At 75.8% G+C, this 14,118-nt stretch carries 14 protein-coding genes; 13 read left to right on the top strand and 1 reads right to left on the bottom strand.

Annotated elements, in window-relative coordinates; translation table 11 throughout:
• The first annotated feature begins 100 nt into the window (after positions 1 to 100).
• The 9 genes from A3CO_RS30380 to A3CO_RS36580 are packed head-to-tail and all read left to right on the top strand — an operon-like array spanning position 101 to position 8,216.
• Positions 101 to 1,840, top strand: coding sequence for an AMP-binding protein (locus A3CO_RS30380; RefSeq protein WP_018331345.1), 1,740 nt, complete (start codon positions 101 to 103; stop codon positions 1,838 to 1,840).
• Positions 1,837 to 2,652 (top strand): ferritin-like domain-containing protein, encoded by an 816-nt coding sequence (locus tag A3CO_RS0106040; RefSeq protein WP_018331344.1) that lies wholly within the window; start codon positions 1,837 to 1,839, stop codon positions 2,650 to 2,652. Before A3CO_RS30380 ends, A3CO_RS0106040 begins: the two co-directional genes overlap by 4 nt.
• Positions 2,649 to 3,080: a PaaI family thioesterase gene (locus tag A3CO_RS0106035; RefSeq protein ID WP_018331343.1), complete on the top strand. Its 432-nt coding sequence runs from the start codon at positions 2,649 to 2,651 to the stop codon at positions 3,078 to 3,080. Before A3CO_RS0106040 ends, A3CO_RS0106035 begins: the two co-directional genes overlap by 4 nt.
• Positions 3,077 to 3,349 carry an acyl carrier protein gene (locus tag A3CO_RS0106030; protein WP_018331342.1) on the top strand — a complete coding sequence of 91 codons (273 nt, stop codon included), beginning with the start codon at positions 3,077 to 3,079 and terminating at the stop codon, positions 3,347 to 3,349. Before A3CO_RS0106035 ends, A3CO_RS0106030 begins: the two co-directional genes overlap by 4 nt.
• Positions 3,346 to 4,182 (top strand): SAM-dependent methyltransferase, encoded by an 837-nt coding sequence (locus A3CO_RS0106025; protein ID WP_018331341.1) that lies wholly within the window; start codon positions 3,346 to 3,348, stop codon positions 4,180 to 4,182. Before A3CO_RS0106030 ends, A3CO_RS0106025 begins: the two co-directional genes overlap by 4 nt.
• Entirely contained in the window at positions 4,179 to 5,024 is an 846-nt protein-coding gene (locus A3CO_RS0106020) for an acyl-ACP desaturase (protein ID WP_033413722.1), read from the top strand. Before A3CO_RS0106025 ends, A3CO_RS0106020 begins: the two co-directional genes overlap by 4 nt.
• Complete coding sequence (locus A3CO_RS0106015) at positions 5,021 to 5,479, top strand: acyl-CoA thioesterase (protein ID WP_018331339.1); 459 nt, start codon at positions 5,021 to 5,023, stop codon at positions 5,477 to 5,479. Before A3CO_RS0106020 ends, A3CO_RS0106015 begins: the two co-directional genes overlap by 4 nt.
• Entirely contained in the window at positions 5,479 to 6,831 is a 1,353-nt protein-coding gene (locus A3CO_RS0106010; protein ID WP_018331338.1) for a hypothetical protein, read from the top strand. The genes A3CO_RS0106015 and A3CO_RS0106010 overlap by 1 nt, the downstream gene beginning before the upstream one ends.
• On the top strand, positions 6,828 to 8,216 hold the full coding sequence (locus A3CO_RS36580; RefSeq protein WP_018331337.1) for a cytochrome P450: 1,389 nt from the start codon (positions 6,828 to 6,830) through the stop codon (positions 8,214 to 8,216). The genes A3CO_RS0106010 and A3CO_RS36580 overlap by 4 nt, the downstream gene beginning before the upstream one ends.
• On the opposite strand, the gene A3CO_RS0106000 is transcribed toward A3CO_RS36580, so the two are convergent.
• Positions 8,111 to 9,361, bottom strand: coding sequence for an MFS transporter (locus A3CO_RS0106000; RefSeq protein ID WP_026204320.1), 1,251 nt, complete (start codon positions 9,359 to 9,361; stop codon positions 8,111 to 8,113). The genes A3CO_RS36580 and A3CO_RS0106000 overlap by 106 nt on opposite strands.
• A gap of 167 nt (positions 9,362 to 9,528) precedes the next feature.
• Between A3CO_RS0106000 and A3CO_RS0105995 the strand changes: the two genes are divergently transcribed.
• From A3CO_RS0105995 to A3CO_RS0105980, 4 genes are read left to right on the top strand one after another with little or no spacing between them, the layout of a single operon-like run.
• The gene (locus A3CO_RS0105995; protein ID WP_018331333.1) at positions 9,529 to 10,521 is read left to right on the top strand and encodes a PDR/VanB family oxidoreductase; all 993 of its coding nucleotides are present in this window, start codon (positions 9,529 to 9,531) and stop codon (positions 10,519 to 10,521) included.
• 12 nt (positions 10,522 to 10,533) lie between these two features.
• Positions 10,534 to 11,757 (top strand): ABC transporter ATP-binding protein, encoded by a 1,224-nt coding sequence (locus A3CO_RS0105990; RefSeq protein WP_018331332.1) that lies wholly within the window; start codon positions 10,534 to 10,536, stop codon positions 11,755 to 11,757.
• Positions 11,754 to 13,163 carry an ABC transporter substrate-binding protein gene (locus tag A3CO_RS0105985; RefSeq protein WP_018331331.1) on the top strand — a complete coding sequence of 470 codons (1,410 nt, stop codon included), beginning with the start codon at positions 11,754 to 11,756 and terminating at the stop codon, positions 13,161 to 13,163. Before A3CO_RS0105990 ends, A3CO_RS0105985 begins: the two co-directional genes overlap by 4 nt.
• Positions 13,160 to 14,110: a carbohydrate ABC transporter permease gene (locus tag A3CO_RS0105980; RefSeq protein WP_018331330.1), complete on the top strand. Its 951-nt coding sequence runs from the start codon at positions 13,160 to 13,162 to the stop codon at positions 14,108 to 14,110. The genes A3CO_RS0105985 and A3CO_RS0105980 overlap by 4 nt, the downstream gene beginning before the upstream one ends.
• Positions 14,111 to 14,118 lie beyond the last annotated feature (8 nt).

Raw genomic sequence — 14,118 nt, 5'->3', positions numbered from 1 at the left:
TATCGACGACGCCGGACGGGCGGATGCACATTGACCGGTCTCGCCGGCGGCCCGTTGACTCGGTATCCGTCCGCTCCGATCAGCGATTCGCGAGGACACCATGCCGAGACCCGGCACGCCCTCCCCCGCCGACCTCCGGGTCCCCGGCCCACCTCCTGCGGCGACTCCGTGCGACCCGACCCGCACCCGTCCGCTCCCCCTCCACGACGCCCTCGACGAGGTCGCCGCGCTGGTGCCCGACCAGCGGGTGCACTTCCCCGACGAGGACGCCGTGCTCACCCTCGCCGAGCTCGCCGCCGCGTCCCGGCGCGTCGCCGGCGGACTCGCGGCCCACGGCGTCGGCCCGGGTGACCGGGTCGGCCTGCTCGCCCCGAACGCCCCCGAGTTCCTGACGACGCTGTTCGGCTGCTCGCGGCTCGGCGCGGCCACCGCGCCCCTGGCGCTGCCGATGACCGCCGACGTCGTCGAGTGGTTCACCCGGCTGCGGCGCGTCCTCGACGCCGCCGGCCCCGCCGCGGTGGTGGTGTCCCACCGCCTCGCCGACCGGCTGGCCCCCGCTCTGGGCGGGCTCGGCGACGTCCCCGTCCTCGACACCGCCGACCTCGACACCGTCGGCCTCGACGCCGTGCCGGTCACACCGGTCCCCGTCCGCCCGGACGCGGCGGCGATCGTCCAGTTCACCTCGGGCAGCACCGCCGACCCGAAGGGCGTGGTGCTGACCCACGGCAATGTCTGGCACTGCGCCCGCGCCATCACCGCCGCCATCGCCCTCGACGCCGACGACGTGCACGGCTCGTGGCTGCCGCTCTTCCACGACATGGGCCTGTTCGGCGCCCTCACCGGCCTCTTCCGCGGGATCCCGGTGCACCTGTGGTCCCCCGCCGGCTTCGTCCGCAGGCCCGCGCGCTGGCTCGCGGCGTTCGCGCAGGTCGGGGCCACGATCGGCACGATGCCGAACTTCGGCTACGACACCCTGGTCGGCGCCGTGGACGAGGCGACCGCGGCCACGTTGGACCTCTCGGCCTGGCGGGTGGCGTTCAACGGGGCCGAGGCCGTCTCGGCCGACGCCACCGACGCCTTCCTCGCGCGCTTCGCCGCCGCCGGGTTCCGGCCCGCGACGATGACCCCGGCCTACGGGCTGGCCGAGGCCACCCTCGTGGTCACCCTCCCGCCGCGGGGCCGCCCGCCCGTCGTGGTGCACGTGGACCGGGACGCCCTCGCCGCCGCGGGGACCGCCCGTCCGGTCCCCGCCGACGATCCGCGCGCCCGCCCCATCGTCGGCCTCGGCCGGGCGGTGCCCGGCCTGGCGCTGCGCACCGCCGCCCCCGACGGCGGGTCGTGCCCCGACGACGTCGTCGGGGAGATCCAGGTGCAGGGCCCGACCGTGACCGCGGGCTACCTGCGCGGTCCCGCGCCGCTGACCGCCGACGGCTGGCTGCGGACCGGTGACCTCGGCTTCCTGCGCGAGGGCGAGCTGTTCTTCACCGGACGTGTCAAGGAGCTCATCGCCGTCGGCGGACGCAACGTCTACCCCGCGGACGTCGAGGAGGCCGCCCGCCCCGTTGCCGGGGTGCACCGCGGCCGCTGCGTCGCCTTCGCCGACACCGACGCCACCGGGGCGGAGCGCGTGGCCCTCGTCGTCGAGGCCGCCGCCCCGGACGAGCCCGCCCTCCTCGCCCGCGTCCGGGTCGCCGTGGCGCGGGCGGTCGGCGCCGTGCCGCTCACCGTCCACGCCGTCGCGCCCCGGACGATCCCCCGGACCACGAGCGGGAAACTGCGCCGCCTCGAGATGCGCGCGCGCCTGCGGTCCACCCCGAACCCCTCCGAGGTGACGACATGACCACCGTTCCGACGATGGCGGGGATGCACAGTTTCGACGTGTTCCGCCACTACGACCGCGGGCACTGGCGACTCGCGGAACTGCCCCTCGAGACCATTGACCGTTCACTCGTGCGCCCCGAACACGTCACCCTCGTGAAGAGTGCCGTGATGGGCGAGTCGAACGTGATCGCGGCGGTGCACGGATTCCTCGAGGAATTCGTCGACGACTACGATTTCTCGGCCTTCGCGGTGGTGTGGGGATACCAGGAGGTGCAGCACCACTACGCGTTCGCGGCTTGGCTGCAGGCGGTCGGCGAGACCGTCGACGAGCGCGCGGTGGCGGCGATGCGCGCCCCCTACGCCCCGGGCAGCACGCCCCTGGCCACCCTCGCCACGAACATCATCTCCGAGCTCACCGTCAACCACGTCTACCGCGCCGCGTCGGCGCGCGTGGCCGAGCCGGTCCTCGCGGACCTGCTGCTGCGCGCGAGCCGCGACGAGGCGGCGCACGCCCGCGAGTTCCGCTTCTTCGCCGCCCGCCGGCTCGCCGGGCACCCCGACGAGCTCGGCTCGCTGCTCGAGACGCTGTACGTCTACACCTCCGACGACTCGATCCGGCACCCGGTGAGCATGTTCAAGTCGGGGCTCGAGGCGCTCGAGGGCCACGAGACGATCGACACCGGCTTCCGACTCTTCCTCGACCGCATGGCCGCCGACGGCGAGCTCGACGCGCTCCAGACCAAGATCCGCCGGACGTTCGCGGGCCTGACCGACCTCGACCTGTCCTCGAACGCCCGGGTGCGCCGCGCCCTGGCCGAGGTCCTGCGGTGACGGTCGCACTCCCGTGGCAGGGCACCCTCGGGCACTCCTGCTTCGGCTGCGCCCCCGACAACCCGGTCGGGCTCGGCCTGCACTTCCGCGCCGAGGGCGACGACCTCGTCACCGACCTGCACGTCGACCGCCGCTACGAGTCCTACCCGGGCGTCGTCCACGGCGGGATCGTCGCGCTGGTCTGCGACGAGACGATGGGGAACCTCGCCGTCCTGCGTCACGGCCGCGCCGTCGTCACGACGAGCCTGCGCACCCGCCACGTCGGGGTCGTCGCCACCGGCGGCCGCTACCGCTGCCGCGCCTCGCTCGCGGGCGAGCCCCCGACCCTGTCCGCCCGCGCGGAGGTCCTCGACGCCGACGGCGCCGTCGTCGCGACCGCCACCGCGGGCTACCGCGTGCCCACCGCCGACCCGGGAGGACCCCGATGACCGCCGACCTCACCACCACCACCGAGGCGACCCTGCGCGAGGCCGTGCGCGGCATCGTCACCGCCGAGCTGGGCCTCGCCCCCGACGCGTTGCGCGACGACGACGACCTGCGTGCCGTCGAGGGCGCCGACTCGATCAAGGTCCTGCGGATCATCGCCCGCATCGAGCAGCGCTTCGACGTCGAGCTCGAGGACTCCGACGTGTTCGGGGTGAGCACCGTCGACGGGATCGTCGGCGTTGTCACCGCCGCGCTCCCGGAGCCGACGTGAGCGCGCCCGTCGTCGCGACCAACCAGCACTACGACCTGGACCCGGAGATCTTCGCGCGTTTCCTCGACCCGACCCGCAAGTACAGCGCCGGGCTCTACCTCCGTCCCGACGACGACCTCGCCACGGCCCAGCGGCAGAAGCTCGACTTCGTCGCGGGCCGCCTGGCGTTGGCCGGGGAGCACCCCCGGGTCCTCGACGTCGGGTGCGGCTGGGGGTCCCTGACCCTCGACCTGGCCGGTCGCGGCGCCGTGGTCACCGGGGTCACCCCGGCCGCCCGGCAGCGCGACCACGTGCTCGCGGTGGCCGCGGCGCGGGGCCTCACCGACCGCGTGACCGTGCACCACGGGACGTTCGAGGCCTTCGAGGGTCGGCCCGGGTCGTTCGACGCCGGCGCGGCGCTGGGCTCCGTGGTCCACATGCCCGACCTGCCCGCCGTGCTCCGGCGCGCCCGCCGGCTGCTGCGCCGCGGAGCGCGCTTCTACCTCTCGGAGAGCGGGTTCCGCAACGCCGCGGTCCGCGCCCGCTGCGACGCGCTGCCGGGCACCGAGTTCGTGCGGCACACGGTGTTCGGCAACGGGCGGCTGCGGCCGCTGTCCGAGCTCGTGGCCGCGGCCGAGGACACCGGGTTCGCGATCGAGGCGGTCGACGACCTGACCGAGCACTACCGCCGCACCATCGACGACTGGATCGCGAACGTCGCGGCCGCCGCCGACGAGCTCGACGCGCTCGACCCCGGTGCGGCGGCCCGGCTCACCCACTACCTCGAGATCGCCAACGCCGGGTGGGGCCTGACCACCAAGCACTACGGCCTGACGCTGCGGAACGGCCGATGACGACACTCATCCCCACCGGCGAGATGGCCGCGGCGGTGGACACCTTCCTCGCCGCGCAGCCGCCCGCGCGCCGCTGGGACGCGGACCACCTCGACTGGACCCACGCCGACGCCGGCCGGCTCACCGAGGGGCAGCGCTCGGCGGTGCGGTTCGTGACGATGATCGAGGACCACCTGCCCGGCTACGTCGACGTCTACCACCGCCACTTCCCCGTCGACGCGAGCGTCGGGCCCGCGGTCTTCGCCCACCACCGGGAGCTGTACCACTTCACCGCCCGCTGGGCCGCCGAGGAGGACACCCACGCCCGGGCGCTCGCCCGGTACCAGTGGGAGTCCGGCCTGGCCGACCGCGACGCGCTGCGCACCGAGCTCGCCGGCCCGGGCGCCCACCCGTTCGGCCTCGACTACACCCACCCCGTCCAGTACTTCACCTACGCGCTGGTGCAGGAGAAGGCCACCCAGATCTACTACCGGCAGCTGCGCGACCTCGTCGACGAGCCGGTGCTGGCGACGCTGCTCGGGCTGCTCGCCCGCGACGAGGCCCGGCACTTCTCGTTCTTCGCCGACGTCGTCGGGCGCTACCTGCGCGCCCACGGCGACGCCGTCGTCGCCCCGATCCGCGACGTCGTCGCCGACTTCCGCATGCCGCTGGCGGACATGGGCGGCTACTGGCGCTGGGCGCTGCGGATCGCCGACGTCGCCCGCTACGACCACACCGACGCCTACGCCCACCTCGTCCGCGCCGTCGACCGCGCGGTCGACACCCGGACCGACCGCCTCGACGAGCTCGTGCGGTTCGTCGACTCCTGCCGCACCCTCACCCCGACCGGAGGCCCCGCATGACCGCCACCGCCACCGCCGCCCACGCCGACGTCGTCGAGATGGGCCACCGCACCCACCTCACCGTGCGCGGCTACGAGATCGACGCGCTCGGCCACGTCGCCGGCACCGTGTACATGCAGTACGCCGAGCACGCCCGCTGGGAGTGCCTCGCCGCCGCCGGGCTCACCGTCAACGACCTGCTCGGCGCCGGGATCATGCCGGTGATCCTCGAGATCACGATCAACTACCGCACCGAGCTGCGCTTCGGCGACGACGTGGTCATCGGCTGCGTCTTCGCGTGGGGCGAGCGCAAGACCGCCACGATCACCCAGCGCATCGAGCGCGGTGACGGCGCCCTCGCGGCCGAGGTCACCCTGCTCACGGGGCTGCTCGACCTGCAGACCCGCAAGCTCGTCGCCACCCCGCGGGAGCGGCTGCGCGGCATCGCGACCGCGCCCGAGCTGCTGGGCGTCTGATGCGCCGCGCGGTCGTGGTCGGCGGCGGCTTCGCCGGGCTGCTCGCCGCCCGGGTCCTCACCGACGTCGCCGAGGAGGTGGTCGTCGTCGAACGCGACGACCTCGCCGGCACCGGAGGCGACGCCGCCGCGGCCGCGCCCCGCCGCGGGGTCGCCCAGGGGGCGCACCTGCACGGCCTGCTCGACGGCGGGCGACGGATCCTCGAGGAGCTCCACCCCGGGATCACCGCCGAGCTCACCGCGGCCGGCGCCCCCACCGCCGAGCCGCTGCGCGACACCCGCTGGTACCTGCACGGCCGCCGGCTCGCCCCCACCGGGACCGGCCTGCGCTCGGTGCTCGCCACCCGCCCGTTCCTCGAGGCCGCCCTGCGCCGCCGCACGCTCGCCCACCCCCGGGTCGTGCTCCGCGACCGCACGACCGTGACCGGCCTGCTGGGCCCGGTCGGCGGCGCCGTCACCGGGGTCGCGGTCGCCGATCGCGACGGCGGGTCGTCCCTGGCGGCCGACCTCGTCGTCGACGCCTCCGGGCGCGGCTCCCGGGCGCCGTCGTGGCTGACGCGCCTCGGGCACACCGCACCCGCCGAGGACGTCGTCGACGTCGACCTCGGCTACGTCACGCGGCTCTACCGCCGCGCGCCCGACGAGACGGAGTTCGGCGTCACGGTCTCGACGGTGCCCCGCTTCCGGGGCGGGGGCGCCGTGGCCGTGGAGGGCGGACGCTGGCTGGTCACGCTCGCCGGCATGCTCGGCGACCACCCGCCGACCGACCCGGCAGCGTTCGAGGCCTGGGCGGCGACGCTGCCCGCCCCCGACGTCGCCGCGATCCTCGCGCGGTCGCAGCCCCTGTCCGACCCGGTGCCCTACCGCTTCCGCGGGTCCCGACGACGACGCTTCGAGCGGTTGCCCGACCCGCCCGCCGGACTCGTCGCGCTCGGCGACGCCCTGTGCAGCGTCAACCCGCTCTACGCCCAGGGACTGTCGACCGCGGCGCGGCACGCGGCGCTGCTCGCGCCGTGGGCCGCGGGCGCCCGGGACCCCCGCGCCTACTTCCGGGCGGCCGCCCCGGTCAGCGCGGCCGCGTGGGACACCGCGACGCGCGCCGACCTGGCCCTGCCCGAGGTCCGGGGTCACCGCCCCCTCGCCGCGCGCCCGCTCGACGCCTACGTGGCCCGGCTCCAGCGGGTCGCCCACCGCGACCCGGTGGTCGCCCGGACGGTGATCCGGGTGGCGAACCTCGCCGACGACCCCGCGACCCTGCTCGCCCCCGGCATCCTCGCGCGGGCCCTCCGGCCCGGCGCGGCCCGCCGTCGCGACGTGACCCCGGACGCGGCGACCGTGGTGGCCGTCGGGTGAGCGTGCGGCACACGGTGCGGTGGGCGTGCACCGACGGGCTGCTGCTCGCCGCGGTCCGCCGTCGCGCCCGTGCCGGGATCCCCGACGCGCGACTCTTCTGCGACCCGGCCGCCCAGGACGATCCGGCGGCGTTCCACCGCCGGATGCGCGTGGACCGACCCTTCGGGCCCGCGGCCTATCCCGACGCCCTCGTCACCGTCCACCACGCCGTGGCCCGCCGCGTGCTCGCCGGCGCCGACTTCGGGCAGGTGGCGGGCCGGCGCGACGCCCTGCCCGCCGCGGCGCGGCTGGCGCTGCGGCTGGTCGGCCCGCCGCCCGTCGACGGGCCGCTCGTGCCGCCGTCGATGCTCGTCGTCGACGGCCCCGAGCACGACCGGCTGCGGCGCCTCGTGGCCCCCGCCTTCAGCGCCCGGGCCGTCGCCGCGCTCCGCCCGGAGATCGCGGACCTCGCCGCGCAGCTGCTCGACGAACTCGCGGAGCGGGCCGTCGGCGGAGCGTCCGTGGACCTGGTCGAGCACTACACCGCGCGGCTGCCGCTCGCGGTCGTCTGCCGGATCCTCGGCCTGGAGCCCGGCTCGGAGCGGACCCTGCTGCGATGGGGCGACAGCGTCGCCGCCGCGCTCGACCGCGGACAGCGACGGTCCGACCACCGGCGGGCGGAGCGCGACCTGCTCGACCTCCATGCCTGGATCGCCGACCGGGTCGCCGCGATCCGCCGCGGCGAGGCCCCCGACGACGGACTCCTGGCCCGGATGGCCGCCGAGGTCGATGCGGGCGGCCTGAGCGAGCACGAGCTCCTGGCCAACGCCGTGTTCGTCATCGCGGCCGGCTTCGAGACCTCGGTCAACGCCCTCGCGGGCGGCACCGAGCTGCTGCTCGCCCACCCCGAGCAGCGCGCACTGCTGGCGGCCGGGCCCGACCGCTGGGCGGGCGCCGTCGACGAGATCCTCCGCTGCGCGAGCCCCGTGACCCGGGCGGCCCGGCGCGCGCGCCACGAAACCGAGGTCGAGGGCGTCGCCGTCCCGGCGGGGACGATCGTCACCGTCGACCTCATCGCCGCCAACCGGGACCCCACGGTGTTCGCCGACCCGCACCGCTTCGACGTCACCCGCCCCGACGCCCGCCGCCAGCTCGCCTTCTCCGTCGGACCGCACCACTGTGCGGGGTCCGCGCTGGCCCGCGCCGAGATCGAGATCGGCCTGCGGACCCTGCTGGACCGCTTCCCGGAGCTGCGGATCGCCGGGCCGCGGGAGATGCGGACGACGCGGATCGTGCGGGGCTACCGACGGCTGCCGGTGGTGCCCGGCCGGGACACGGGGGCGGGACGCAGCGCCAGCGTCGCCACCAGCGCGACGAGCGCGAGCACGCCCACCCCGAGGCCGTAGACCATCGCCGTGGGCCGCAGCCCCACCTGCGAGGAGGCGACGCCCGCCGCGACCGCCGGCAGCCCGAAGGAGAGATACGCGAGCACGAACATCGCGGCCGCGACCCGGCCGCGGTCGGTGGCGGGGGCCGCACCCATCACGGTGGTCACCGTGCCGAGCAGGCCCAGGCCGAAGCCCACCCCGGCGACCGCGGTGCCCACGTAGAACACCGCGACCGCCCCGTGGTCGATCCCGAGGAGCGTCAGCGCCATCCCGGCGAGCAGGAAGACGCACGCGGCGACCAGCACCGTGCGCGGCGCACGGCCCCGGGCGGAGACGGCCGCGACGGCGCCGCACCCGGTGAGCAGCGTGACCACGAGGGCGCTGAGCAGCCGGTCCGGCGCACCGAGCAGGGACGCCGCGAGCGACGGACCGAGCGAGAGGTGCAGCCCCGAGAGCGCCCACACGGCGACGACGCAGGGCGCGGCGGCGAGGAACGCGGGCCGGGCCTCGCGGGGCAGGCCGACGCGGGGCACGAGCACGTCCGCCCGCAGCGGGCGCGTCGCCACGGGCTCGGGCAGGCACCACACGGCGACCGCGCAGGCGAGGAACCCGACGATCAGCACCAGGTAGACGAGCACCGTGGGGGCGGGCGCGAACTGCACGAGCGCCCCGGCCCCGACCGCCCCCAGGGCCTGCCCGGTGGTCGGACCGCCGGTGGTCACCACCGACGCGCTCGAGGGCCGGTCCGGCGGCGCGAGGTCCACCAGGGCCGCCGACAGCGCGCTGGTGGCGAGCCCCGTCGCGAGGCCCTGCACCGCGCGGGCCGCGAACACCCAGCCCACGCCGTCGGCCGTGGCGAACAGCACCATCGCCACCAGCTGCGCGGCGATCGCGGCGAGCAGCACGGGCCGGCGTCCCACCACGTCGGACAGCGAGCCGGTGGTCAGCAGCGCGACCAGCAACGCGATCGCGTAGACGGCGAACACCTCGGTCAGCACGGTCACCGAGAACCGCCACTGCGCCTGGTAGAGGGCGTAGAGCGCGGAGGGGGCCGCCGCGGCGAAGAAGAACAGGCCGAGGACGAGGCCGACGGCGACGAACCCGCCGCCGCGCGAGAGACGGGGCCCCGGACGGGACGGGGCGAGGGCGGCGGAGGAGCTCACGGATGGTGAGCCTGGCGAACGATCTGCCCCACCCGGCCCCTCGATCGTCGTTTCCGATGAGCTGATCGGCGTCCTGACCAGCACCGACTGTCAGGGTTGGTCGCGCCGCCGAGGGCTGCCCCGCGGCGCACCGCTCCCCGTCTCCACCTCCTCCGACGGAGTCGACCATGTCCCGCTCCGCCCCTGCCGCTCCCTCCGCCGCTCCGCCCGTCCCGGCCGTCGGCCCGGCCGCCACCCGCCCGCTGCGCGTCGCGCGCCGCCACGTCGAGTGCGCCGACGTCGTCGCCCTCGACCTCGTCGACCCCCTCGGCGCGCCGCTGCCCGGGTGGTCGGCCGGGGCGCACGTCGACGTCGTGCTCAACGCCGCCACGGTCCGCCAGTACTCGCTGTGCGGCGACCCCGCCGACGCGGGCCGCTGGCGTCTCGGGGTCCTGCGCGACGCCGGCGGCCGCGGCGGCTCCGTGGCCCTGCACGACGAGGTCGACGTCGGCTCCGTGCTCGAGGTCGGCGATCCGCGCAACAACTTCGCGCTGCCCGACGCCCCCGCGCACCTGCTGCTGGGCGGCGGCATCGGCATCACGCCGCTGCTGCCGATGGCCCGCGAGCTCGCGGCCGCCGGGGTCCCCCACCGGCTGCTGCACGCCACCCGCTCGGCCGCCCGCTCCCCCTTCGCCGCCGAGGTCGCCGCGCTCGGCGGACAGGCCCACCACGACGACGCCGACGGGCTCCTCGACGTCGCCGGACTGCTCGCGGGTCTCGCCCCGGGCACCGCGGTGTCCTGCTGCGGGCCCGAGGGGCTGCTCGCCGCCGCCGAGGCCGCCTGTCCGGCGCACGTGACGCTGCACGTCGAGCGCTTCGCCCCCCGCGAGGTCGAGACCGACGCGGCCGCCGACGGTCCCTTCGAGGTGCTGCTGCGTTCCACGGGCGCGGTGGTGCAGGTCGCCGAGGGACAGAGCGTGCTCGACGCGGTGAGCCGGGCGGGCGCCGACGTGCCCTCCTCCTGCCGCGAGGGCACCTGCGCGAGCTGCGAGACCGAGGTGCTCGAGGGCCTCGTCGACCACCGCGACTCGATCCTCTCCGACGAGGAGCGGACGGCGGGCACGTCGATGTTCCTGTGCGTCTCCCGCGCCCGTTCCGCCCGCCTCGTCCTCGACCTGTAGGAGACACCCGACATGAGCCGCATCCGGCTGAGCGGACTGCGCAAGGCCTACGGCGACACCGTCGCCGTCGCCGGCATCGACCTCGACGTCGCCGACGGCGAGTTCCTCGTCCTGCTCGGCCCCAGCGGCTGCGGCAAGTCGACGCTGCTGCGGATGGTCGCCGGCCTCATCGCCCCCACCGGGGGACGCGTGCTCGTCGACGACGCCGACGTCACCGACGTCGCGCCCCGCGACCGCGACCTCGCCATGGTGTTCCAGAGCTACGCGCTCTACCCGCACCTGACCGTCGAGTCGAACATCGGCTTCCCGCTGCGCGTCCGCGGCGAGCGCCGGGCGGTGGTGCGGGAGAAGGTCGCCGCCGTCGCCGCGGAGCTCGGCCTCACCGACCTGCTGCGGCGCCGCCCCAAGCAGCTCTCCGGCGGACAGCGCCAGCGGGTGGCGCTCGGTCGGGCGCTGGTCCGCGAGCCCGGCGCCTTCCTCATGGACGAGCCGCTCTCGAACCTCGACGCCAAGCTGCGGACCACCACCCGCGCCGGGCTCACCGAACTGCACCGCCGGCTGCGCGCCACGGTCCTCTACGTCACCCACGACCAGGTCGAGGCCATGACGATGGCCGACCGCGTCGCCCTGCTCGACGGCGGGCGCCTCGCCCAGGTCGGCACGCCCGCCGAGGTCTACGACACCCCGGCCTCGACGTTCGTCGCGGGCTTCCTCGGCGCACCGCCGATGAACCTGCTCGACGTGGCCGCCGTCGTCGGCGCCCACGGCGTGCGGGCGAGCGCGGCGGGCCTCGACCTCGCGCTGCCCGACGACGGCGCCGGGCAGGTCAGCCCCGAGGGGTCCCGGCGGGCCCTGGTGCTCGGGGTGCGTCCCGAGCACCTCGTCGTCCGCCCGCCCGGGGCCGCCGACGCCCCGTTCCGGGGCCGGGTGCTCGCCGTCGAGAACCTCGGCAGCGAGGAACTCGCCCGCTGCGTGCTCGGCGACGCCGACGACGGGCCCGTCGTCACCGTGCGCGGCGCCCGCCCCCTCGGCCTCGCCGCGGGCGACCACGTCGGCCTCGCCGTCGATCCCGCCCGCGTCCACCTGTTCGACCCCGACTCCGGCCGGCGCCTCGAACGCCGCCCCGGCAGCAGCACCCCGTCCTCCCCCACCCCGTCCTCCCCCACCACCCCGACCTCCCCCGCCGTCGAGCCCGGGCTCCACGGCGACCGCCCGCTCGCGAGGAGCCTCCCGTGACCCGCCCGTCCGCACCGCCCCACCGCCGGGGCCCCGCCCGACCCGCCCGCGTCGCCCGACTCGTCGGCCTCCTGGCCGCCGCCGCCGTCTCGCTCACCGCCTGCGGGATCGGGGCGCCCACCACCTCCGGCGGCACCGCGTTCGCCCCGGAGCTGGCCCCGGACCAGAAGGTCGACATCACCTTCGAGAGCTACAACCTCTCGCAGGCGGGCAACTGGACCGACACCTTCACCGAGCTGCTCGGCGAGTTCTCCCGCGAGCACCCGAACATCACCGTCAAGGCGCAGAAGCCGCAGGGCACCAGCCCCAACGGCGTCACCAACGCCGTCCCGAGCGTCCAGGCCCAGCTGGCCACCGGCAACCCGCCCGACGTCGCGCAGCTGACCTTCGGCGACCTCGACTTCGCGGCGAAGGCCCTCGGCGCCAAGCCCTACGACGACCTCGTCGGCAAGCCCGCCGTCGACGCCCAGTTCGGCGGGGAGCACCCGTACGCCCCGACGGCCGCGGCCCTGGGCAACCTGGACGGCAAGACGTACGGCATGCCGTTCGTCTTCTCCACCCCGGTGCTCTACTACAACGCCTCGCTCTTCACCGCCGCCGGGCTCGACCCGAACCGGCCGCCGCAGACGTGGGCCGAGCTGAAGTCCGACGCCCAGGCCATCAAGGCCCGCACCGGCCGCGACGGCAGCTACGTCGACTGCCTCACCCAGGTCGCGGGCGACTGGTGCTACCAGGCGCTCGTGCGGTCCAACGGCGGCGCCATGCTCTCCGCGGACCGCACGAAGCTCGCGTTCGCCGACCCGGGCGCCGTCGGCGCGGTGGCGATGGCGCAGGACCTGGTCAACTCCGGCGCGAGCCCGAAGCTCTCGCAGGCCCAGGCCTACCCGCAGTTCGCCCGCGGCGACATGGGCATGCTGCTCGAGACGAGCGCCCTGCAGGGCACCTTCCAGAAGGGCGCGGCCGGCAAGTGGGACCTGCGCGCCGCGCCGATGCCCTCGTTCGACGGCCGTCCGACCGTGCCGACCAACTCCGGGGCGGCGCTGTTCGTCCTGTCGAACGACCCGGCCAAGCAGCGCGCCGCCTGGGAGCTCGTGCAGTTCCTCACCAGCGACCGCGCCTACACCGCGATCTCCTCGAAGATCGGTTACCTGCCGCTGCGCACCGGGCTCGTCGACGACCCGCGCTACCTGCAGACCTGGGCGCGGAACAACCCGCTCCTCGCCCCGAACCTGGCCCAGCTCGCCCGCCTGGAGCCCGCCCAGGCGCTGCCGGGCAACGACTACTCGCGGATCCAGGACGAGATGATGGGCGCGGTCGAGACCGTGGTCTACCAGGGCGCCGACCCGCGGACGACGATGAGCGCGGCGCAGACCAACGCGCAAGCGCTCATGCCCACGCAGCGATGACCCTGCTCGTCGAGGTCCCGGCTCCGGCGGCTCCCGCGCCGCCGGAGCCGGCGACGGTCGGGCGCCGCCGGCTCCCGCGCCGCCTGCGGGCCCTCGCGCCCTACCTCTACCTCGCCCCGGCGCTCGCCCTGCTGGTCGTCTGGACCTACCGCCCGCTGCTGCAGGCCGTGCAGCTCTCGACCTATTCGTGGAACCTGCTGCCCACCTCGCCCGCCACCGAGGTCGGCCTCGCCAACTTCCGCGAGGTGCTCTCCGCCCCGGAGCTCGGCGACGCGGTCGGCGTCACGATGCTGATCATCGTCGGCATGCTGCCGTTCACCATCGTGGTGCCGGTGGTGGTGGCGCTGCTCGCCCGCCAGGTGCACGGCCGGGCCCGCAGCGTCTACCAGGCGCTCGTGTTCGCGCCCATGCTCGTCGCCCCCGTGGCGAGCGCCGCGGTGTGGCAGTGGCTGCTCGATCCGAGCTCGGGCGCCGTCAACCGCGTCCTCGGACTGCACGTCAACTGGCTGGCCGACGCGAACGGCGCCCTGGTGGCGATCATCGTCATCACCGGCTGGCACGTGCTCGGGTTCGCCACGCTCATCGTCTCGGCCGGGCTGACCGGGGTCGACGACGAGTACGCGGCCGCGGCCGCCGTCGACGGCGCGCGGCCCCGGCAGATCACGTGGCGGATCACGCTGCCGCTGCTCTCGCCCACGCTGGTGTTCCTGACCCTGATGACCGTGCTGCTCTCCGCCCAGTGGAGCTTCCCGCTCATCGACACCCTCACCCAGGGCGGTCCGGGCACGGCGACGACGAACATCTACTACCTGCTCTGGGAGTACGGCTTCCGGTCCTTCGACGCCGGCCACGGCGCGGCCGCGGGACTGGTCTTCTTCGTCGTGTTCCTCGCCGTCGCGTGGGTGCTCGTGACGATGTCCGACCGCCTGAGCTTCCACGACGACTGAGGACCTCC

This window comes from Actinomycetospora chiangmaiensis DSM 45062 (assembly GCF_000379625.1).
Lineage (GTDB): Bacteria > Actinomycetota > Actinomycetes > Mycobacteriales > Pseudonocardiaceae > Actinomycetospora > Actinomycetospora chiangmaiensis.
This window is presented reverse-complemented; position numbering and strand designations above follow the sequence as displayed.